The organism is Alphaproteobacteria bacterium (assembly GCA_016124955.1).
GTDB lineage: Bacteria > Pseudomonadota > Alphaproteobacteria > UBA9219 > RFNS01 > RI-461.
Map to the genome: position 1 here is coordinate 23,532 of WGMR01000009.1, position 21,395 is coordinate 44,926.

The 21,395-nt window shown below is 59.3% G+C and carries 24 protein-coding genes; 9 read left to right on the forward strand and 15 right to left on the reverse strand.

What is annotated here, in order from left to right; translation table 11 throughout:
* Positions 1-3 precede the first annotated feature (3 nt).
* Positions 4-2,085 carry a hypothetical protein gene (locus GC131_08755; protein ID MBI1274152.1) on the forward strand — a complete coding sequence of 694 codons (2,082 nt, stop codon included), beginning with the start codon at positions 4-6 and terminating at the stop codon, positions 2,083-2,085.
* On the opposite strand, the gene GC131_08760 is transcribed toward GC131_08755, so the two are convergent.
* The 3 genes from GC131_08760 to ccmA are packed head-to-tail and all read right to left on the reverse strand — an operon-like array spanning position 2,082 to position 4,141.
* Complete coding sequence (locus GC131_08760; GenBank protein MBI1274153.1) at positions 2,082-2,813, reverse strand: heme transporter HemC; 732 nt, start codon at positions 2,811-2,813, stop codon at positions 2,082-2,084. The two genes, GC131_08755 and GC131_08760, sit on opposite strands and share 4 nt — an antisense overlap.
* A 21-nt stretch (positions 2,814-2,834) precedes the next feature.
* Positions 2,835-3,560, reverse strand: coding sequence for a heme exporter protein CcmB (gene ccmB / locus GC131_08765; GenBank protein ID MBI1274154.1), 726 nt, complete (start codon positions 3,558-3,560; stop codon positions 2,835-2,837).
* On the reverse strand, positions 3,497-4,141 hold the full coding sequence (ccmA, locus tag GC131_08770; protein MBI1274155.1) for a heme ABC exporter ATP-binding protein CcmA: 645 nt from the start codon (positions 4,139-4,141) through the stop codon (positions 3,497-3,499). Before ccmA ends, ccmB begins: the two co-directional genes overlap by 64 nt.
* 107 nt (positions 4,142-4,248) lie before the next feature.
* Here ccmA and GC131_08775 point away from each other — a divergent pair, with 107 nt between their 5' ends.
* The 6 genes from GC131_08775 (at position 4,249) to GC131_08800 (ending at position 10,930) form a co-directional block, all read left to right on the forward strand.
* Complete coding sequence (locus GC131_08775; GenBank protein MBI1274156.1) at positions 4,249-4,929, forward strand: glutathione S-transferase family protein; 681 nt, start codon at positions 4,249-4,251, stop codon at positions 4,927-4,929.
* Between the two features lie 67 nt (positions 4,930-4,996).
* Positions 4,997-5,698, forward strand: coding sequence for a hypothetical protein (locus tag GC131_08780; protein MBI1274157.1), 702 nt, complete (start codon positions 4,997-4,999; stop codon positions 5,696-5,698).
* A gap of 9 nt (positions 5,699-5,707) precedes the next feature.
* Positions 5,708-6,367 (forward strand): prolyl oligopeptidase family serine peptidase, encoded by a 660-nt coding sequence (locus GC131_08785; GenBank protein ID MBI1274158.1) that lies wholly within the window; start codon positions 5,708-5,710, stop codon positions 6,365-6,367.
* 165 nt (positions 6,368-6,532) lie between these two features.
* A complete protein-coding gene (locus GC131_08790) occupies positions 6,533-7,141 on the forward strand; it encodes an HNH endonuclease (GenBank protein ID MBI1274159.1) in 609 nt (202 codons plus the stop codon).
* Between the two features lie 205 nt (positions 7,142-7,346).
* Positions 7,347-8,174: a site-specific DNA-methyltransferase gene (locus GC131_08795; protein MBI1274160.1), complete on the forward strand. Its 828-nt coding sequence runs from the start codon at positions 7,347-7,349 to the stop codon at positions 8,172-8,174.
* A complete protein-coding gene (locus tag GC131_08800; GenBank protein ID MBI1274161.1) occupies positions 8,174-10,930 on the forward strand; it encodes an N-6 DNA methylase in 2,757 nt (918 codons plus the stop codon). The genes GC131_08795 and GC131_08800 overlap by 1 nt, the downstream gene beginning before the upstream one ends.
* Here GC131_08800 and GC131_08805 read toward each other — a convergent pair.
* The 3 genes from GC131_08805 to GC131_08815 all read right to left on the reverse strand — a co-directional run bounded on the left by GC131_08805 (position 10,927) and on the right by GC131_08815 (position 12,916).
* Positions 10,927-11,502, reverse strand: coding sequence for a demethoxyubiquinone hydroxylase family protein (locus tag GC131_08805; GenBank protein ID MBI1274162.1), 576 nt, complete (start codon positions 11,500-11,502; stop codon positions 10,927-10,929). The two genes, GC131_08800 and GC131_08805, sit on opposite strands and share 4 nt — an antisense overlap.
* Positions 11,503-11,512: 10 nt before the next feature.
* Positions 11,513-12,049, reverse strand: a complete 537-nt coding sequence (locus GC131_08810) for a disulfide bond formation protein B (protein MBI1274163.1) — start codon at positions 12,047-12,049, stop codon at positions 11,513-11,515.
* A gap of 81 nt (positions 12,050-12,130) precedes the next feature.
* Positions 12,131-12,916, reverse strand: coding sequence for a hypothetical protein (locus tag GC131_08815; GenBank protein MBI1274164.1), 786 nt, complete (start codon positions 12,914-12,916; stop codon positions 12,131-12,133).
* A gap of 594 nt (positions 12,917-13,510) precedes the next feature.
* On the opposite strand from GC131_08815, the gene GC131_08820 reads away from it, so the two are divergent.
* Positions 13,511-14,488, forward strand: coding sequence for a hypothetical protein (locus GC131_08820; protein ID MBI1274165.1), 978 nt, complete (start codon positions 13,511-13,513; stop codon positions 14,486-14,488).
* On the opposite strand, the gene GC131_08825 is transcribed toward GC131_08820, so the two are convergent.
* Genes GC131_08825 through GC131_08850 form a run of 6 tightly spaced genes read right to left on the reverse strand, consistent with a single transcriptional unit; the run spans position 14,485 to position 18,209 of the window.
* Positions 14,485-14,673, reverse strand: a complete 189-nt coding sequence (locus tag GC131_08825; protein MBI1274166.1) for a hypothetical protein — start codon at positions 14,671-14,673, stop codon at positions 14,485-14,487. The genes GC131_08820 and GC131_08825 overlap by 4 nt on opposite strands.
* The gene (locus GC131_08830; GenBank protein ID MBI1274167.1) at positions 14,670-15,215 is read right to left on the reverse strand and encodes a cytochrome c-type biogenesis protein CcmH; all 546 of its coding nucleotides are present in this window, start codon (positions 15,213-15,215) and stop codon (positions 14,670-14,672) included. Before GC131_08830 ends, GC131_08825 begins: the two co-directional genes overlap by 4 nt.
* On the reverse strand, positions 15,068-15,649 hold the full coding sequence (locus GC131_08835; protein MBI1274168.1) for a DsbE family thiol:disulfide interchange protein: 582 nt from the start codon (positions 15,647-15,649) through the stop codon (positions 15,068-15,070). The genes GC131_08830 and GC131_08835 overlap by 148 nt, the downstream gene beginning before the upstream one ends.
* A complete protein-coding gene (locus tag GC131_08840; GenBank protein MBI1274169.1) occupies positions 15,649-17,571 on the reverse strand; it encodes a heme lyase CcmF/NrfE family subunit in 1,923 nt (640 codons plus the stop codon). Before GC131_08840 ends, GC131_08835 begins: the two co-directional genes overlap by 1 nt.
* On the reverse strand, positions 17,568-18,020 hold the full coding sequence (ccmE, locus tag GC131_08845; GenBank protein MBI1274170.1) for a cytochrome c maturation protein CcmE: 453 nt from the start codon (positions 18,018-18,020) through the stop codon (positions 17,568-17,570). The genes GC131_08840 and ccmE overlap by 4 nt, the downstream gene beginning before the upstream one ends.
* 3 nt (positions 18,021-18,023) lie before the next feature.
* Positions 18,024-18,209 (reverse strand): hypothetical protein, encoded by a 186-nt coding sequence (locus GC131_08850; protein ID MBI1274171.1) that lies wholly within the window; start codon positions 18,207-18,209, stop codon positions 18,024-18,026.
* A 292-nt stretch (positions 18,210-18,501) separates the two neighbouring features.
* Between GC131_08850 and GC131_08855 the strand changes: the two genes are divergently transcribed.
* The gene (locus GC131_08855) at positions 18,502-19,062 is read left to right on the forward strand and encodes a peptidase C56 (protein MBI1274172.1); all 561 of its coding nucleotides are present in this window, start codon (positions 18,502-18,504) and stop codon (positions 19,060-19,062) included.
* Between the two features lie 109 nt (positions 19,063-19,171).
* Here the strand turns inward: GC131_08855 and GC131_08860 are convergent, their stop codons facing one another.
* The 3 genes from GC131_08860 to GC131_08870 all read right to left on the reverse strand — a co-directional run bounded on the left by GC131_08860 (position 19,172) and on the right by GC131_08870 (position 21,271).
* Positions 19,172-20,230, reverse strand: coding sequence for a heme A synthase (locus GC131_08860; GenBank protein MBI1274173.1), 1,059 nt, complete (start codon positions 20,228-20,230; stop codon positions 19,172-19,174).
* A 4-nt stretch (positions 20,231-20,234) separates the two neighbouring features.
* On the reverse strand, positions 20,235-20,912 hold the full coding sequence (locus GC131_08865) for a hypothetical protein (GenBank protein ID MBI1274174.1): 678 nt from the start codon (positions 20,910-20,912) through the stop codon (positions 20,235-20,237).
* Positions 20,913-21,007: 95 nt separating this feature from the next.
* Positions 21,008-21,271, reverse strand: coding sequence for a Usg family protein (locus GC131_08870; protein MBI1274175.1), 264 nt, complete (start codon positions 21,269-21,271; stop codon positions 21,008-21,010).
* Positions 21,272-21,395: the final 124 nt, after the last annotated feature.

Genomic DNA, 21,395 nt, shown 5'->3' on the forward strand with positions numbered 1-21,395 from the left:
CGCATGGATGGCACGCTGATCGTTTTCAACCCCATGGTGCCGCTGCCTTTGTTCGCGGGCCTGTTGTTGCTTGCCTGCGCGATCGGGTTTTTCGCGCTGCGCCGCGGCGTGCGCGGTGGCTGGCTGCGGCTTTTGCTTGCCGCCGCCTTTGCGCTCGTGCTGCTCAACCCTTCGTTTTTGAAAGAAAACCGCAAGCCGGTGAGTGATGTCGCGGCCGTGATCGTGGATGAAAGCGGAAGCCAGAAGCTTGGGGAGCGCGCGCAGCAAACGCAGGACGCGCTTGCAAAATTGCAGGAACAGCTTGGCGCGTTTGATGACGTTGATGTGCGTATCGTGCGGGCCGGCGGGCTGGCGGAAACCGACCTTGTCGGCGCAATGCAGCAGGCGCTGGCCGATGTGCCGGCGCAGCGCATCGCCGGTACGATCATGATCACCGACGGGCAAGTGCATGATGTGCCGGAAAAGATTGCATCGCTGCGGCGCTTTGGCCCGGTGCATGCGCTCTTGACCGGGAAGAAAAACGCGTTCGACCGGCGGCTCGTGATCGCGCGCGCGCCGGGTTTCGGCATCGTGGGCAGGGATGCGACCGCAAGCGTGCGGGTGGAAGACAGGCCCGCGGGCGGGGATGCGCCGGTGCCGGTGACCGTGCGATACGATATCGATAAAACGATTACGGTGAACGCCGTGCCGGGCAAGGATACGGATATCGCGCTTCCCATCGGCCATCCGGGCGACAATATCTTCGAGCTGACCATCGACCATGCGGAAGGCGAGCTGACAGATATAAACAACAGGGCGGCGTTCAATGTGCACGGCGTGCGCGACCGGCTGCGGGTGCTTCTGGTTTCCGGCGCGCCGCACCCGGGCGAACGCACCTGGCGTAATTTGCTGAAGGCCGACCCGGCGGTCGAGCTTGTGCATTTCACGATTTTGCGCCCGCCCGCCAAACAGGATGCGACGCCGATGCAGGAAATGTCGCTGATCGCCTTTCCGGTGAAGGAATTGTTTGAATTAAAGCTGGCCCGGTTCGATCTCGTGATCTTTGATCGCGTGCGCAAGCTGGGCATTCTGCCCGAAGAATATTTGCGTAATATCGCAACTTATGTGGAAAACGGCGGCGCGTTCCTCGATATCGGCGGTGCCGGCTATGCGGGCGATGAAAGCCTTTACGGCACGCCGCTTGGCCGCGTGCTGCCGACCAGGCCGACCGGTGCGGTGACCAACCGCGCCTTTACCCCGGCGCTGACCGCGGATGGTTTGCGCCATCCGATCACCGCCGGGCTGGCGGGCGAAGCGCCGGAAGCGCGCCCGCCCGTGCCCGTGGGCGGGCCATGGCTGCAGCAAACGGATACAGAATTGCTGCGCGGCATCGTGCTGATGCAGGGTGATGGCGGCCGGCCGGTTTTCGTGCTTGATCATTTTGGCAAGGGTCGTGTGGGCCAGCTTTTAAGCGACCAGATATGGCTGTGGTCGCGCGGCTATCAGGGCGGCGGGCCGCAGGCGGAATTGCTGCGCAGGCTCGCGCACTGGCTGATGCGCGAACCGGAACTGGACGAGGAATCGCTTTCCGCCCGCGCCGTGCCGGCGGGCGCAGGGTTCGATATTACGATCGAAAGGCGCAGCCTTGATGCCCGCGTGCCGCCTGTGCAAATGACCGCGCCGAACGGCAGCGCGCAAATCATCGATCTGGCACCGGGCGAACGCCCCGGCGTTTTTGTCGCCACACAACACGTGGAAAGCGAAGGCGTGTACCGTTTGTATGACGACAGCCATTATGTTGCGGTGCCGGCCGGGCACATGGATGCGCCTGAATGGCGCGACATGCGCGCAAGCGCCGACGTTTTGAAACCGCTGGCCGAGGCCACGCGTGGCGGGGTTTTCTGGCTTGAAGATTTCCCGGGAGGCATAGACGTGCGCCGCACCGCCAGGGGCGCGCGCGCAGCCGGGAACGGTTGGCTTGGGCTTGTGCGCGGCGGCGATTATATCGTGACCGGCGCGGAAAGCCGGCCTTTGTTGCCCGCATGGGCGCTTCTGGCGCTGCTGCTTGGCTTGACCGTGATCGTATGGTGGCGGGAAGGGCGCTAACCGAGCAAGTCTTGCATTTCCAGCGCTTCGGCGCGGCGGCGGGCCAGTTCGCTTTGCATGCGTATGATGATAAGCGCGCCCGCGAGAAGCATATGCGCCGCGCCTATCACCAGCAGCGGCTTCAGCATCGCCGGATCGAGGCTGGAGCCGGAAAGCCGCAGCGCGCCCGAGGTTTGGTGCAGCGTTTGCCACCAGTTCACGGAAAAATGAATCACCGGCAAATTGACGAGCCCGATCAGAAGTAAAACCGCGCCCGCGCGGTCGGCGCGCTGTTGCCCGCCCGAAGCGCTTTCGAGCGCGCGCGTAAGCGTGATGACGCCGAGGTACAAAAGAAATAAAATCAGCACGCTGGTCAGGCGCGCATCCCACACCCACCATGTCCCCCACATCGGCTGGCCCCACAGGCAGCCCGTTACAAGGCAAACGGCCGTGAACACCGCGCCCACAGGCGCGCCCGCGCGGCAGAACACAAAAGCCAGCGCGTGCTTCCAGATAAGGCCCGTCCCGGCCGCGAGCCCGAGCGCGGCATAAAGACCGAGCGCGACCCAGGCGCAGGGAACATGGATGTACATGATGCGGACGGTTTCGCCCTGCTGATAATCGGGCGGGGATGCGAGCAGCGCCAGATACAGCCCCCATGCAAGCAGCGCGGCGGCGCCGAGCGCGAGGGCGGGCAGCAAGAAACGCGCAAGGCGGCTGAAACGGGCGGGACTGGCGAAAGCGTGCAGGTTCATCGGCTTTTCATCCCATCATTCAAGGCTGTGGCGCAAGGCCGCCGCCGCCGCCCACGGGGCGGCCACCAGCGCCGCTACCGTCATTGCCGCCAGCAAGAACAAGGGCGTTACAAAATTGCCGCCGGTTTGCGCGGCATCGAGCGTGGCGACACCGAAAATTACGCCGGGGATCATAAGCGGCACCAGCAGAAGCGCGACCAGCGCGATCCCGCGCGGCAGGCCAAGGGTGAGCGCCACGGCGCAGCCGCCCAGAAGCGTGAGCAGCAGGGCGCCGAGCGCGGCGCTGAGCATCAGCAGCGGCAAAAGCGCGAAGGATATATGCAGCAAAACCGCCGCCAGCGGCATCAGCGCCAGCAGCGGCAGCCCCGCCACCAGCCAGTGCGCAAGGAATTTGAGCGTCAGCAGCCACGGCAGCGGCAGCGGCGAAAGCGCGAGCAGATCGGCGGTGCCGTCAGCGCCGTCTTCCGCCAGCAAACGTTCAAGCCCCATCAGCCCGGCAAATATCACAGCGAGCCAAACCATGCCCGGCGCGATGCGGGTAAGAATTTCCGGCTCCGGCCCCAGCGTGAAGGGCGCGAGCAGGATAACGAGGAAGAAAAACAGCACGCCGGTGATAAACGCAGCCGGGTTGCGCCACGCCGCGCGCAGCTCGGTCAAGACAATGGTGCCCGCCCCGTTCATGCCGCGCCGCCGATCGCCGCTTGCGGCCCGCCCAGATTGATGGTGTGCGTGGATTGCCATGGCAGCGCGCCATGCCCGGCGGCAATGACAATACCGCCCTGCGCGCGGTGCCGTTCGGTCGCCGCTTGCAGCGCGGATATGGCGGCGCCGTCGAGCGCGGAGGCCGGTTCATCGAGCAGCCAGAGCGGCCGCCGCGCCAGCAATAAACGGGTCAGGGACAGCCGGCGTTTTTGCCCGGCGGAAAGCGTTTTGGCCAGCAGGCCGCCCGCGCCGTCCAACGCAAAAATTTTTAAAAGCGCATCGCAGCCCGGCGTATCGACCCGCCCGCCCGACAGTGCAGCCCAGTAACGCAGATGTTCGGCGCATGTCAGCCCCGGCTTCACCGCGCCTTCATGGCCTATGTAATGAAGCCGCGCGCCATGGGCCGGGTTGCCGGGCATCACCGCTTCGCCCTGCCACGCCAGCGCGCCGCGCAGCGGCGCGAGCAACCCAGCCGCGAGCCGCAGCAAGGAAGATTTGCCCGCGCCGTTCGGCCCCGTCAGCGCAAGCGCATCGCCCGCCGCCAGCGCAAAGCCGATATCGCGAAACACAAGCCGCGCCCCGCGTCGGCAGGCAAGGCCTGTGGCCGAAAACTGTGTCATGCCGTGAACGCCATAAACCGGATCATGTTCTTGATGTCGCGCCCGGCGCGGAAAATGTCAAATTGCCGGTTAACCGCCGCGCCGATCCGTGCTAATTGACGGGAAGCATGAAGACCACGCTTTACCATCACCCGCTCGACCCCTTTTGCCGCAAGGTTCGGCTTGTCCTGCTCGAAAAGGATGTGCCGCATGAGCTGGTGTTCGAAGAACCGTGGGACAGGCGCGACGAATTGCTGACGCTCAACCCCGCGGGCGATGTGCCTGTGCTGGTTTTGCACGATCTGGCCGAGCAGCGCGTTTTGGCCGACAGCGTGGCGATTTGCGAATATCTCAATGAGACCGTGAGCAAGGTGCCGCTTTTGGGCAAGGACGCGGCTTCGCGCGCCGAGGTGCGGCGGCTGGTTTCGTGGTTCGATCATAAATTCTATGCCGAGGTTGCGCTTTATCTTTACGGCGAAAAGGCGCTCAAGCGCCTGATGGGTTCGGGCGAACCCGACAGCCGTGTGATCAGGGCCGGTTACGCCAATATCCACCACCACCTCGATTACATCGGCTGGCTGACCGAGCGGCGCAACTGGCTGGCGGGCGACGAGCTTTCGATGGCCGATATCGCCGCCGCCGCGCATCTTTCGGTTATCGATTACCTTGGCGACGTGCCGTGGCAGGACCATGTCGAGGCGCGCAACTGGTACGCCCGCATCAAATCCCGCCCCACATTCCGCCCGCTGCTGGGCGACCATGTGCCGGGGCTGCTTCCCGCAAAAAACTACGGCAATTTGGATTTCTGACCCCGGTTGTGCCACAATCCGGCGTTATTCCTTCCCGGCCCCTTTCCGAACTATCCCGAGGATCATCATGAAAACAGCCCTTCTTCCCGCCCTTTTCGTCACCCTGCTTGCCATCAGCCCGGCCGCGCTGGCCGAAGATTACAAGCCCGATGATACCGTGACGTTCGATCTGGTCGCCGAAGACTGGGTGACGACGCAAACCGCGCGCGTAAGCGTGACGGTGGATGCCGCGGTTTCCGGCGAAGCGGCGGGCACCATGCGCGATGCGATGGTGAAGGCGGTATCCGGCCTCGCGAAGGGCGAATGGAAGCTGACGGGTTTTTCGCGCGGGCAGGACAGCACCGGGCTTGAGCGCTGGAACGCCACCTATGAAGCGCGTTTGCCCGAAGCCGCGCTCGGCGGTTTGCACGATATCGCGAAAAAGCAAAGCAAGGCGGGCATGCAGATCAAGGTTATGGATATCGATTTCAGCCCGACCTTGGCCGAAATGGAAGCGGCGCGCGCCGGCCTGCGCGCGCAGCTTGTGAAACAGGCGGGCGAACAGCTTGCGACCATCAATGCCACGCTGCCCGGCCGTAACTATCGTATCGGCGAGATCGGCTTCGGCGGCGCCAGCCCGCCGATGCGGCCGATGATGATGAAGACCATGCGCGCCGAAATGGCGACGTTTGCCGCCGATACGGGCGGGGCCGAGCCGATGGAACGGGCGCAAAAAGTCACCATGAGCGCGCGGGTGGTTTACGCCGCGCTCGCGCCCGCCGCCAAGTAAGACAGGGGCGTGCTCACGGGCCCTAGCGTGCCGCCGCAAAGCGGCGGCAAAGCGAAGCAGCTTGTCATTTTGTTGCACGGCCTTGGCGCTTCGGGCGATGACCTGATCGGGCTTGTGCCGGCCTGGGCGCCGCTTTTGCCGCACGCATTCTTTGCGGCCCCGCACGCGCCCGCACCGTGCGATATGGCGCCGCCGGGCTATGGCCACAGCTTTCAGTGGTTCACCTTGCGCGAATGGACCCCGGCGCAAATGCTTGCAGGCGCGCGCGACGCGGCCGAAATTCTGAACGAGTTCATCGACAAGACCATGCAGGCATGCGGCGTGGCGGCGGCGCAAACCGCGCTTGTCGGGTTTTCGCAAGGCACGATGATGGCGCTGCATGTCGCGCTGCGCCGCGCTGAACCGCTGGCGGGCGTGCTTGGCTATTCCGGCGCGTTGCTTGGCAGCGAAGTTCTGGCCGCCGAGGTTAAAAGCAAGCCGCCGGTTTTTCTGGTGCACGGTGCGCTTGATACCGTTGTGCCATATCCCGCTATGAGTTATGCGAGCGCGCATTTGCGCCAAGCGGGTATCGATGTGCAAAATCTGACATGCCCGATGCTCGGTCACGGGATTGACGATGCGGGGATCAAGGCGGGCGGCGACTTCCTGAAAAAGGTATTGGGCGGCTGAACGCGCGGACGCGGCCTTGTGCGCGCCGCCGCGGCAAATTCCTTTTCCGCCAAATGCTTGCCTGTTCGTTGCTGCACCGCAACGAAAAGCATTAACGCCGCAACGCGGCTTGCATCATTCGTTAAGTTTCTTTAGATAAAATAAGAACGTTGATTCCGTGCCGGCATGGTGGCGCTTGCCGGTCCGCTTAGCATCCAAGCGAAAGCGAGGTCACCAGTGTCGTTTGAAGCCTGCCCGGCGCTTGTTTTAAATGCGGATTACCGTCCGCTTAGCTATTTTCCCCTGTCGTTATGGTCGTGGCAGGATGCGGTGAAGGCCGTTTTCCTCGATCGCGTCAGCATCCTTTCCGAATATGACCGCACCGTGCATTCGCCCAGCTTCGAGATGAAGTTGCCGAGCGTGATCGCGCTCAAGGAATATATCCCCTCCATGCGTTATCCCGCCTTTACGCGGTTCAACGTGTTTTTGCGCGACAGTTTTTCATGCCAGTATTGCGGCGAGCGGCACAACACGCATGACCTGACCTTCGACCATGTGATCCCCAAGATGCGCGGCGGCCGCACGACATGGAACAATGTTGTAACCGCGTGCAGCGCGTGTAACCTGCGCAAGGGCTCGCAATTGCCGCGCCAGTGCAACATGCATCCGCGCCACGATCCGTGGCGGCCGACCAGCATGGAATTGCAGGAAAACGGCCGCGCCTTCCCGCCCAACTTTTTGCACCAGAGCTGGCGGGATTATCTGTACTGGGATACCGAACTGGACCCGGTTTAATTTATTGATCCACAGTTTATAAATATTTGCAGAAACAATTTTTGTTTGCCTAAACACACTGAGACAGGTTACTATGTTGCCGAAATGTTCTCCTTTCTGGTTCCAAAATTAACGTTCCCAGTTTTATTAAATCTGTCTGCCAACCAGAGGCTAAAATATGCGGCACGCATCAACACTGCTTGGGGAATTTCTGGGTGATTTGAACATGTATTCCGCCCAAAAATCACCGATCACCTCGTGCAATGATCTGGATTTTGTAAACAGTGTATTTGAAGGTGATTGCTTGGATGTCATGAGGCGTATTCCTGATCATGTGATTGATATGATTTTATGCGATCTTCCCTATGGGACGACACAAAATGCGTGGGATTCCATCATAGATCTTGGTAATTTGTGGAGTCATTACAGGCGCATTCTAAAGCCAAATGGCGTTGTTGTTCTGACGGCGCAGGGAATGTTTACCGCAAAACTTATTTTATCAAACGAAACATGGTTCAAATACAAAATTGTTTGGGAAAAATCCAAATCTACGAACTTTCTCAATGCCAGGAAACAACCACTGCGGAAACATGAAGATGTCTGTGTGTTTTATAACAGTCAACCAACTTATAATCCGCAAATGCGAAATGGAACGCCGTATGATAAAGGCGTTAGGAAAAATCAACTGTCCGGAAGCTATGGCGATTTTTTGCCTTGCCATGTGAAAAGTGATGGCGCACGCTACCCGGTGGACATTGTATATTTTAAGACAGCCGAGAGTGAACCCGAGAGAGAAGTTTGGCACCCAACACAAAAACCAGTCGACTTGGGAAGATATCTTATAAGAACGTTTACAAATCCGGGTGATGTTGTTCTGGATAATGCATGCGGCAGCGGTAGTTTTCTAGTTGCCGCGCATCTGGAGGGCCGTCATTACTGCGGCATTGAAAAAAATCAGGAAACACATCTTTTTAAAAACAGGAAAATTGATTACATCAAGGTTATTGAACGTCGCTTACGTGCCCATGAGGCAGTGCCAACCTTGATACGCTGATGCCTAGCGTGCATTACAACGAACGCGCATGGGGTATTGAACTTATCAGCCGTATAAATGCTTATTGTACAAACAGAACAAAGCCAATAATTGCTGCAGGCGGTGAGCATACGCTTAGGGGAAGCAATGGGAGTTTGTTTCCGGACGTACTTTTGTTTGGAGATGAACAAGGCGTGCGTGTACGGCATGGATGGGAGCTCAAATTTCCTGATACTCCGGTTTCTGACCCTGATTTTTACAGCAACGCAGAGAAGAAAGCCAACCGTCTTCAGGTTAACAGCTTTCTTTTGTGGAATGTGAATGAAGCCGTTCTTTACATCAAGGGTGTAAATGGGGTTTTTCTGGAACGCAAAAGGTGGGGACCATTAGGTGTTACCGAACGAGAGATGGTCAGAGAAAGCATGCCGCTTTGGGAGGCTCTTCTTGGAGAGATTTTGGACGACCTCAATAACTTTTTCATGAACGGTGAGTTGAAGTCGTCAGCTTTGCACGAAATTATTGATGACGGGTTCATGGCAGGATTTATTGACGAATTTAAAGGTGTGGCTGCGGGTTCTATAAAAAATATGGCCAACACATCCGCTTTTATAGAAGCGGAAATACAGCGGTGGTGGAATCTCAATGCATCGGAGTACGGCAAAAAACCAGGTGGCAATGTTGAGTACAATATTATTGCCATGGTCGCTTTGACTGGGTGGCTTAACAGGTTTCTATTCTGCCAATATTTAAAAAGTTTTCATCAAGTTGCTGTTGTTGTAGAGACGGTATCTTTAGGATGCAGTTTGACAGAAGCAGCAAGAATTTTCCAAAATATTTCTGTACAATGTGACTTCTTACAGATTCTCTTTCCGACCATAGCAAGTGAACATATCGGAGAAGAGGCATGGCAGGGCTTGTGTCAAGTTAACGACCTTTTGACCGAAGCGGGCCGTGTTTCCGTTTCGCAGGAGGTTTTGCAGAGGGTCATGGAGAACGCTTTGCAACTTTCCCGCCGCAAAGCGGCAGGCCAATATGCAACACCCAATGCACTTGCGTGTTTTCTAGTTGGGCTGGCTGTGGAGAACCGCATCGGACACGTCATGGACCCTTGCTGTGGAACCGGTACAATAGTGCGCGCTGCTTACGAACTGAAACGCAGCCGTAACCAGACCGTTGAGGGCGCCCTTTCGACACTTTGGGCTTCGGATAAATTCCAATTCCCTTTGTCATTATGCACCATGGCACTTGCAGATCCTCAGGCTATGGGCAGTGTTGTGCAAATATTCTGCAGCGATGTGTTTGATTTACGAGAAAACAATGCCGTTGTTCTCGCAGATCCCAATACAGGTAATAAGATTTCTCGTATGCTTCCTTTAATGTCTAGCATTGTTTCCAACCTGCCATTCGTAAGATTTGAGAGCATTGAACATGATGATCAAGGAATAAGATTATTTTTACAGTCCATAGAAGAAGAGGATCAAATATCCAAAAAATCCGACTTGTTTGCTTATATTATTGTTTATTTAGAAAAATTGCTGCAACCGCAAGGCAGGGCTGGTGTCATTGTTTCGAACGCATGGCTGGGTACGGAGTGGGGAAAGAAGTTGCGTGCCGTGATGGCGCAACGTTTCTGTATAAGAACTGTCGTTATATCTGGTGCCGGGAGGTGGTTTGAAAATGCTGAGGTTGTTACAACATTGCTTGTGCTCGAGAAAAAATCTGAACATACAAGGCAGGAGCCAGTAAAATTTGTAACAACCCTTAAACCGTTATCGGATTGGAATGTGGACAAAACGAACGCAATGATTGCCGATGTACTTGCATCTACAGGTGATCATGTCAGTGATCTTTTGCGCATTAACACTTACTCTGATGAAGAGCTGGCAGAAATCGAACAGGTATGTGCTAGCTGGGCATGTTTCTTTTCTGATGTTCGCTGGATTCTGGATATTAGAACCAGTTTGACCAAGGTTTCCAGTCTGTTCCAGATAGCACGCGGACAACGGAGAGGCTGGAATAACCTGTTCTACCCTCAGCAGGGTCACGGGATTGAATCTGACTACATTGTGTCGGTTCTTAGAACCATGGCTGATGTTCATACTTACATGGCAAGATCTGATGTAGAGGCGTTCTGTTGTTCAGAAAGTATTGAGGATCTGGAAAGGCTCGGACATCATGGGGCCGTCCGTTGGATAAGAAGTTTTGAGGGAGCCTATAATAATAGTGGCCAGCCGCTAACGGAAGTTCTGGCCAGTCCGGGGTGCTATTGGTATGAAATGGCGCCAAACACGTTGGCGGATATAGTGTTGGGCATGAATCCAGAAGATCGTCTGTTTGCAGCCATGATGAGTCGACAGGGTTTTGTTGATCAACGACTTATCAGAATGACAAAGCTTTCCAGTCATCTTGATGTAGCGTTGGCGCATGCACTTCTTAATACTACGTTGGGCATGTTCTTTATAGAAGCGGCTGGCTTTGGCAGGGCTCTTGGTGCTTTAGATTTGCAACCAACAAAGCTTAGAAGTGTATTTTACATGCTTAATCCGGCTCTATTAGCAGAACAACAACGCAGTGATATAAAAGAAGCATTTGATGTAATAAAAAACAGAGATGTTTTACATGTAAGGGATGAGCTACATATGGAAGACCGGAGAAACTTGGACCGAACAGTCTTGGAAGCTTATGGACTAGAGAATTACGAGGGCAAGATTACGCGCTCATTGTTGGAGCTGTATAGAATAAGAAAGGCCGTGAAAGAGAACGCAACAGACAATTAGATATGCTCCGAAAGCCAGATCGCGGTTTTTGCGCCGCGGCGTATCAGGGCGCGCAGCCCGCGGTAATAGGGAAGTTTTTCGGCATCGTGGTCGAGGCCGATATTTTTATGCTCGATCTCCTCGGCGCGGAATTTGGCGATAAGGCCCGCGAGTTCGGGATCGTCCTTGCCCAGTTTGCGCAATTGCTTCGCGTAATGCTCATCGATCACTTCCTCGACCGCGACGGTGCAGGCCATCGCCGCTTTTTCCCCGAGCGCGGCCGTACCGGCGCCGAGCGCGAAACCGAGCACGCGCCAGAGCGGGTGCAGCGCGGTGGGCCGCGCCGCGCGCTCCACCAGTAACCGCGAGAAAGCCTGCAGGTGCGCCTCCTCCTGCTCCGCCATATGGCGGAGCACCGGGCCGGCTTTGCTTTTGCCCAGCACCGCGATTTGACCGGCATAGATGCGCTGCGCGCCGAATTCCCCCGCATGATCGACGCGGATCATGCGCGCGATTTCATCGTGCAAAGCCCGCCCGCCCGGCAGGTGTGGCGCAGCCGCTTTTTTTTGTGGCTTCTTGTTTGCGCGCGGCATGAGCGGGTTCCTATTTGAATTTTTCGCGCCGCGCGCGCCGCGCGGCAAGCACCGCGAGGGTGGAAAGTGCAAGCGAGAAAGGCATGTTCCAGTTGGCCATGGAAAAACCAAGGAAGGTCCAGCTGATTTCGTCGCAGCGCGCCGTGATGCGCGCGAGCAACTGTTCGCGCAGCGCCGCCGCATCGGCCGCGCCCGCGTGATCAATCGTGCAGCCCGCCGTGCCCGCCCACCAGTGCTGTTCGACCCCGGTGTGGAAAAAGGCCAGCGCCGCCGCGGCAAGCAAGGCCAGCGCCGCAACGCCAAGCAGAAGCACGCGCGCCCGGCGCCTTACCGTATGTCCGCCGATCTGCAGCACAAGCCCCGCGAGCGACAGCGCGAAGGCCAGCGCCAGCGGCCAGCGCTGCAAGATGCAAAGCACGCAGGGTTCGGCCCCGAAGGCATATTGGGATACAAGCGCGGTCGCCAGCGCACCGCCGCAGGCAAGCGCAAGCACGGCCAGCACGCGCGGCCATGCGGTGAAGTAATTGAGGATCAGCGTCAGCCACATGGGACAACAGTATAGAAAGGCCCGGGCGGCATGGCTAGCCGCGCCGCCCCGGCTGTTGGAAGACCGGCGCTTGCGCCCGCCCTAGAACTTGATGCTTTTGCCTTCGTAGCGGCGGCCAAGGAAAGCGGGCATTTTGCCGCCGCCGTTGTTACCGGGGAACTGTTCCATGTTGTAGGACATATCGCTTTTGCCGCGATGGCCCCACAAGGCATCCGGGTTCAGGTGGTAGAAGATATCGGCCACCGGTTCGGTGCGGACCCAATCCATCAGTTGCTTGCGGTGGACGATCTTCCAGACGCCCGCGCTGCCGCTGGGGCGGCGTTCGAACCGGTCGAGCCAGCGGCCGGCGATGAAAAGATCTTCGCGGCCCGTGGGCTTATCGAGACGATGATGCGCGGTGAAATAGCTTTCGACATAGGCGGCATCGCCCTTTACCTCGATGCGGAGATTGCCGACATTGGTGTGCGAGGATTTTACCTGCTGCATCACCGAGGCGATCCAGCCCATGAAATCGCTGCCCGCGCCCTGAAACAGGCCGGGGCCGAAATCGAGTGTCGCATCCGGATGGAAGATCGAACGCAGCAAATGTTCGTCGGCGCGGTCGAGCGAACGGCAATAGCCGTACACGGCGTTGGTGATTTCTTCCTTGTCGATCAAAACCTGCACGCGCGGCGGAAACTTGCCGGTCGGGCTGGTGGAGGAGGCGGTGAACTGGGAAATCAGGCTCGGGCGCGGCAGTTTGAAGGCCACCACATTGCCTTTGAATTTGGACTTCTTGCCCGCCTTGGGTTTCTTGGCGGCCTTGGGTTTCTTGGCGCTCGCCTTTGCGGGGGCTTTCTTGGTTTTCTTTGCTGCGGCCATGGTCATTTCCTTCACCCTGATCCCTGATATATGCCTCGGGCGGCGCTGGCCGGTGTACCCGGACAGCTACACAACTTGCTGATATTTATAGCTTTTATGCGGCCGCGGGCCGCCTTTATTGGCCATCAATATCCCGCCGGGCAGCATGCATAGCATGCCGGGCGCGGATTCCCCTAGATTTTTTTCGCTGATGGAACGAGTTTTCACGGTAACTATGCACAAAAACACGAAAAATCGTGTGTTTAATCGGGAAATTGCAGGTTAGAACGCTAATTTATCAAGATTTTACAGAAAAAACGTGTTTTTGACCGTGAAATCTGGGGTTTTATAGCTTTATTCTGACATATGGACATGAAATACGGGCCTTGATAGCCATAAACTCCTTATGAACGGCATATTTTATGACATGAAATGCATAAAAACCGCCTTTTATAATTTTATTACTGCAAAACCCCGGACAAACAATTTTCTTTCATACCATGAGCCATTTTGGCATATTCCGGGGCCGAAAAATACTATATGCAATTTATTCCTTTAAAAAGGTAATAGGGGTTTGGCCATAAAGAACCTGAAACCGGGACAGGCCAAAAAAGGACAGGGATGACAACAGCAAGCATAGCGGGCACGCCACCGCCAATTGCCGACAGTTTCAAGCTCGGCAGCGAGGAAATCACCAAAACCATTCTCCTGTCAGCGGCCACGCTGGCGGTGGGGTTGAAGTTTGCCCTTGTGCTGGGCCTTGCCGCGCCGTGGGCGGCGGCCACGCTGTCCGTGCTTGGCCCGGCCTTGCTTTTGTTTGCCGGCGCGGGCTTCGTACGCGGGTTCATGAACGGCGCGTTGCGCAAGGACGGCATCGGGACTTCGATCGCGGCCGCCGGTTTTCTTGGCGCCGCTTCGGCGATGTTTATTCCCGGCGCCGCTGTCATTGCGCCCTTCCTTGCCATCGGTTTCGGTGTTCTGGCCGCCACGCGCCTGCTTGATCCCGCGAACCGGAATGTCTTCGGGGTTTGGTCTGCGATAATCGGTGCCGCTTCCGCCTGTTTGGGATTTGCGACGCTACCGCATGCAACCGCGCCGCAAGGCTATGCGGCGGCAGGGCTGATGATTGGCTTGCCGCATTTATCCGGCGCCGAGGCACAGCACCCCTTGGATGTGTCGGGGACAGAAAGCAGGCCCGACCCGCTTGTGAACGGCTACACGACCGCCGTCGTTGATACCGGCGATTACGGCATCACCGCGGTTTTTGACAGCGACGGCAGTGTAAATCTGACGACCTCCGGCAACCCCGGCATGGATGTGACGGTGGATGCGAACGGCAATATTATTGATGGCGACGCCGGCAGCTATGATATCACCCGCACGCCGGACGGCGGCGTGAGAATAGAAAGCATTTACAGCGATGATGTGCTGATCATTCACCCGAACGGTTCTTACGAACCTTCGGGCGCCGGCCCGGAAGGCGGCAAGGACGGGGAGCCGGACGAAGGCTATCTCGGCAGTTTTGTGGAGCGCAATGAAAGCCGCACGGCCACGACCGGCATGCTTGCGCGCCTGTTGGCCGCTTTATCGCCGCGTTAGCCTGATGCCAGTTGCGGATTGCCAAGCAGCAGGTACAGCGCCACCGCCGCCAGCGGCAGCGCAATCACAAGCGCCCAACCAAGCCCGCTGCCGTGCCCGCGCATAAGCGGCCCGAGCAGCGCGCCAATGGCCAGGGCCGCGATAAATGCGGCAAGCGCCCAGAACAACGCAAGATCCGGCGTCATGCCCCCGCCTTCGCGCGCCGCCGCACATAAGCCAGCGCGAGCCCCCCGCCCGCCGCCAAAATGATCAACGGTCCGAGCCATAACGCCCACGTGTTGGGCTGCACCGGCGGTTCCAGCAATACGTAATCCCCGTATCGTGCACGCACGAAACCGATCACCGCATCATCATTCATGCCGTCCGTTATTTTTTGCCGCACCAGCAACCGCAGATCGCGCGCCAGCGGCGCGGGCGAATCGTTGATCGATTGCATCTTGCACACGACGCAGCGCAATTGCGCGCCAACCGCAACCGCGCGCGCTTCGAGCGCGGCATCCGGCAAGATTTCGTCAGCTTCTATGGCCGATGCGCTGCCCGCGCAAAGCAGAAAAAGGAACGCAAGGAAAACGCGCGCGATCATGGCGCCGTTTGTTCGCGCAAAGCCGCCAGCGTAGGCAGCAGGCCCTCCGCGATCTTTTTTTCCGTAAGCGGGCCGACATGGTGCCACGCGATCACGCCCGAAGCGTCGATCACATAGGTTTCCGGCACGCCGGTCAGGCCCCATTCGATCCCGCCGCGGCCGGGCGTATCGACAGCCACGGCGCTGAACGGATTGCCCATTTGCAAAAGGAATTTATCGAGATTGCGCGGAAAATCCTTGTAGGCGATGCCGATAAGCTCGACCCCTTTTTCTTTCGCCAGTTCTTGCAAAAGCGGGTGTTCGGCGCGGCAGGGCATGCACCATGAAGCGAAAAAGTTGATCACATAGGCGCGGCCGCGCATGGAAACGGGCGAAAATTCGCCCTTGGTGTGGGCTTTTTCAGCCAGCAGCGGGAAGCTGTAATCGGGCGCGGATTCGCCCACGCGGCTTGCGGTCCGGCTTTCGGGCGGCGATGCCAGCAAGGAAAAGGCGAACAGGCATGCGATCGCGCCGAACACCAGCAGCGGAATGAAGGCGAGCGGCTTGCGCTTTGCGGGCGGCGGCGATTGTTCGTGCATTATTCTTTTTCCGGTTTTTCATGGGCGCGTTTACCCGCCCAGCCTAGCAGGCCCGCGCCCGCCATGAAAAGCGCGCCGAGCCAGATCAGCATGATCAGCGGGTGGAAGGCGATGCGCACGCTCCAGACGGCATCCTTCCCCTCGCCCTCCAGCTTCTCCCCGAGCGTGGCAAAGATATTGCCGCGCCAGCCGGGCGCGATCGCCGCTTCGGTGGTGTGCATGTTCGCGACCGGGTAGTAACGTTTTTCCGTCTGCAACGGCGCGACGAAGCCGGTGCCGCGCCAGAGCGCGAAATCGCCCCGCCACGCGCCGTAATTCGGCCCCGCGACGGCATGGGCGCCATCAAATTGCACGGTATGGCCGGCGATTTGCGCTTTCTGCCCCGCGCGCATGGCCGTTACGGTTTCGCTGGTGAAGGCGCTGCCCGCCATGCCGATGACCGCAAGCCCGAGCCCGGCATGGGCGAAAATGCGCCGCCACTGCGCAGCCGGCAGCGTGCGCGGCGCGCGCCAGATTGCGCGGTCGCTTACGCTTGCGGCAATCACCCAGAAGCCCGCCGCCAGCGCGGCGATGGCTAGAACATTGCGCCCGCCCGCAAGATAAGCGGCGAGGATCAGTATGCAGAATGTCAAAAGCCCTGCGGCGCGCAGCCGTTTCAGCGCGGGCAGCAAATCCCCCCGCCGCCAGGGCAGCCCCGGCCCCGCCGCCATGATGACAAGCAGCGGCAGCGCCAGCGGCACGAAGAGTTTGTTGAAATAGGGCGCGCCGACCGAAACCGCGCCCGCGCCCAGCGCATCGAGCGCGAGCGGATAGAGCGTGCCAAGCAAAACGGTGGCGCAAGCGGTCAGCAGAAAAAGATTGTTGAGCACAAGCCCGCCTTCGCGGCTTACGGGCGCGAAACCGGCGTCCGTACCAAGCCGCGGCGCGCGCGCCGCGAACAGCGCAAGCCCGCCGCCCACCGCCAGCGCCAGCAGGACAAGGATAAAGATGCCGCGCAGCGGATCGACCGCGAAGGCGTGCACCGATGTCAGCACGCCCGAGCGCACGAGAAAGGTGCCGAGCAGGCTGAAGCCGAACGTGATGATGGCAAGCAAAGCCGCCCATGTGCGCAGCGTGCCGCGCGCCGCCACGGCGGCGACGCAATGCACCAGCGCCGTGCCCGAAAGCCACGGCAGCAAGGAAGCATTTTCAACCGGATCCCAGAACCACCAGCCGCCCCAGCCAAGTTCGTAATAGGCCCAGAAGGACCCGAGCGCGATGCCGGCCGTGAGAAAACCCCAGGCCGTCAGCACCCACGGACGCAGCGTCCGCGCCCAGGCTTGCGCAAGCCTGCCTTCCAGAAGCGCGGCGGCGGAAAAGGAAAACGCGAGCGAGAAACCGACATAGCCCGCATAAAGCAGGGGCGGATGCAGCGCGAGCGCCGGGTCTTGCAGCAGCGGGTTGAGATCTTCGCCGTTCAGCGCGGGCGGGAACAGACGCGCGAACGGGTTCGAGGTAAAAAGTATGAACAGCAAAAACCCCGCACCGACCATGCCTTGCACGGAAAGAATGCGCGCGATTTGCGCGGGCGCGAGCGCGCCCGGAAACCGCGCCAGCGCCGCGCCGAACAGTGCCAGCAGAAGCACCCACAGCAGCAAGGACCCTTCATGGTTGCCCCACACGCCCGCGAATTTATACAAAAGCGGCTTGAGCGTATGGCTATGCTGCACGACATTCAGCACGCTGAAATCGTCGGTCACATGCGCGGCCATGAGCGCGAGGAAACCGCAAGCGATCAGCGCGCATTGCACATAGGCCGCCGGCCGCGCGACCGCCATCCATGCGCCGTTGCCGTTTACGGCGCCCGCGAGCGGCAGCGCGGCTTGCAGCAGCGCGGCAAGCAGCGCGAGGATAACGGCAAAATGGCCAAGTTCGATGATCACGGTTTTCCCAGCGCCTTCGCAAGTTCGGGCGGCATGTAGTTTTCATCGTGTTTCGCAAGCAGCCGCGCCGCCGTGAACACGCCGTCTTTGCCCATTTTGCCTTCCGCGATCACGCCCTGCCCTTCGCGGAACAGATCGGGCGGGATGCCGCGATAGCGTACGGATACGCTGTTTTTAAAATCGGTGATGGTGAAGATGATGACAAGGTTATCGGCTTCGTCGCGCGCGAGGCTGCCTTTTTCCACCATGCCGCCGAGCCGGAAGCTGCGATGCGCGGGCATTTCGCCTACCGTACCCGCCGCGATATCGCTTGGCGTGCGGAAGTAGGATAGATCATCGCCGAGCGCCAGCAGCACCAGCGCGGCCGCGAGCCCAAGCCCGAACAGCGTGCCCAGCACGCCGAACAGCCGCCAACGCCGCCGCGCCGCATGGGGCGAGACAATCGGCATGGCTCAGGCGACCTTATCAATATAGGCGCCGCGCCCGCTTGCGGCTGCGCGCAAGCGGGCAAGGTTTTTCCGCCGTTCCGTTAATGCGCAGAATACGAGCCCGCATACGCCAAGCAGCCACGCGCCATAGGCGGCGGCGATATAGCTGATATGCGGCGAAGCGAGCAGGGATAAAAACGAATCGGGCATGGCGGCAACCTCGTGCGGGCAGAAACGGTATAACAGGCGCGCACGCCGCGCGCCAAGCGTGCGCCCGTCGCATGCAGCGCATGCAGCAAATACGGCATTTATGGTTACCGTTATGATATCGCGGAAAAAAAAGCGAAAAAAATCGCGCTTTTGGGTTGCTTTCCGCGCCGCGTTTATGGCATAAGCCGCGTCGAATCGTGACAACAGACAACCATCGCGGTGCCGGGAAAATACCGGCGCAGGCGTTTCCGAGTCTCTTGCGCACAGAAAACATGAAAAAAGGGAGCCAAAAATGAGTTCATCGCTTGCAGGCAAGCCGGTCGCCATCCTTGTTGCGAACGGGGTCGATGAACCGCAGCTCACCGAAATCCAGCGCGCGCTGACCAGGGCGGGCGCGACCGTGCGCACCATCGCCCCCGAACAGGGCCTGGTGAACAGCTGGCATGGCGACAGCTGGGGCCATTATTACCCGGTCGATGGCGCGATCAACGAAGCGCTCGGTTCCGATTTCGAAGTTCTGGTGCTGCCCGGCGGCCAGCGTGGCATCGACAAGCTTAAGGAAAACCTGCATACGCGCCGCATCGTCAATCACTTCCTCGATGCCGGCAAGCCCATCAGCGCGATCGGCGAAGGCGTTGCCCTTCTGGCGCTCGGGGCCCGCATCGGCGGCCGCACCGTGACAGCGCCGCAAGCGCAGCGCGCCGATTTGCTGGCGGCGGGTGCCGAGATCGACGACGATGCAACCTCGGTTGACGGCAACATCCTGACTGCGCAAGGTCCGGCCCCGCAAGCATGGGTGGAAGAAACCTTGCAGATGGTTGCCGACAGCGACGTTATCCGCCGCGCCGCGTAGAAATTCTACTAGGCCGCCATCTGCTCGGGATGGCTGCGCTTCCGGTGCTCACGTACCCCAAAAGTACGTTGTGCGCCGGTTCTCGCCGCTCCTTCGCATCTGTCACAGCCTAGCGAATCTTTTTTGTTTTTCTTTTCAGGCAGGCCGCTTCGGTTTTTGCCGTCTCCACCATATGCAGGTTCACGAGCATGACCGCGAGCAGCACCAACGCGCCCATCTGGTGCATGGCCGCCAGCGCCAGCGGCGCCGCAAACAACACGGTTGCGATACCAAGCGCGGGTTGAAACAGCGCAAACGCCAGCAGCCAGCCAGCCGCGCCGCGCGCGCCAAGCGCCCGCAACCTTAAACCCCAAGTGAAAGCCAGCAGCGCGGCGATGATCGCCAGTGTGCGGTGCGTGAATTGCACCAGCGCGGTGTTATCGAGAAAATTTTTCCACCATGGCTGCAGCGTCCACGCTTCGGGCGGCAGGATATGCCCGTTCATCAGCGGGAAGGTGTTGTAGGCCAGCCCGGCATCCAGGCCCGCGACCAGCGCGCCGTATATGATGGCGAGCGCGAGGAACACAAGCCCGGACCAGCCATGCCGGCGCAGGCAAAAGGTGATGGCCGGGTTTTTCGCCGCGCCCGCGCGCAAAATATCGAGCGCGGTCCACAGCAGCAGCGCAAACACGATCAGCGCCATGGAAAGATGCAGCGCGAGCCGCAAATGGCTGACGCTGACCATATTGCCCGTAAGCCCGCTTTGCACCATGAGCCAGCCGATGCCGCCTTGCAGCGCGCCGAGGCCGAGGATCAGCCAAAGACGCGGGCGCAATTGCCGCGGCACCATGCCGCGCGCAAGGAAAAAGAAAAACGGCAGCGCGAAGGTAAGCCCGGCCAGCCGGGCCAGCAAACGGTGGCTCCATTCCCAGAAATAGATGCGCTTGAAGGCGGGAAGCTCCATACCCGCATTCAGCAGCCGGTATTGCGGGGTTTCGCGGTAGGCGGCAAATTCCGTTTCCCATGCCGCGGCGGACAAAGGCGGCAGCGCGCCGGTCACGGGCTTCCATTGCGTGATCGAAAGGCCGGATTCGGTCAGCCGCGTCACCGCGCCGACCGATGTGACGCCAGCGACCAGCGCGCAACAGAACAGAAGCCAGACGATAAGCGCGCGATTGGCGGCGGGCACGGGGCTATTTGCCCGGGAAGCGGGCCGCGCCCATTACGCGCGGGCTGGCATAAAGCACACCCGTGCGGCTGCGTGCCTGCATGCGCCGCCACGCCATAACGCCCGCCGCGACGATCAGCAATGCGGGCCACACAAATTGCCAGGTTTGGGGCATGAAGGCGACTGCAAGCACCGATATGTTGGCGGCGAGCGCGCCGAGCATGCCGCCAACATGGCGCGTCAGCCATGGCGCGACGGGCCGCGCGAGCAAGCGCCAATCATAGGCGGCCAGCGCGAAGGCTTGCAGCGCGAACAGCAAAAGCAGAAAACCGCGTGCATTGACGGGGCCAGAAAGCGTTTCAAGCAGAACAGCCGCCCCGACCGCAGCGAGAAGCCCCGGAATGCAGCGATCGATCAGACCCGGCGTTGCGGCGTTCATGGCGCGCCAGCCTGACAACAACAGGTAAAGCATAAAGCCGTGGAAGCAAAACAGCAGCAACGCATGCTGCATCCATGCCACCGCAATACCAAGCGGCAGCGCGACCAGATTGATGCCGATAAAAAGATGGATGCCGAAGCGGTAGCGCGGGGAAAACATCGGCGACGTCAGCGGCAGCAGCGCGGCCATGACGGCCATGACGGCGAGCGCGACTTGCGTGTGGGCAAGCCAGAAAGCAGCGATATCGAACGGCGCAGTTTGCATGCGCGCATGAAAGCAGTTTTTGCGGGCTGCGCGCAAGGCGGGAATTGGGGCATTATGGGGGCGTGCGGGGCCCGCCCGCTGCGATCCGGCGCGGCTTAGTGAACCGCGAATTCACCTTCGAAGAAGCGCGTTTCGCAGGGCGAGATCAGCTGCTTGTGCGCAACCTTGACCATATAAAGCTTGCCCTCGAGGTTGGTTTCCCAGAAACGCAGGAATTTCTTGAGCACCGGGAATTTCGGCGCCAGATCAAGTTCCTGCCATATGTAGCTTTGAAGAAGGTCGGGGTGATCGGGCAGGCGGTAGATAATTTCTGCCGTCGTCAGCCGGTAATCGGACAGTTGTAAATGCAAGCTAGCCATGAACCAACGCCTCCTGCGTCTGCTTATGTCACCCTGCTCCCGTTAACCATCGTAAAGGCTAATCTCTCAAAATTTATTAACATGACAGCCCATCATAAGCTGATTCTTGGCCCCTGGCCGCCAT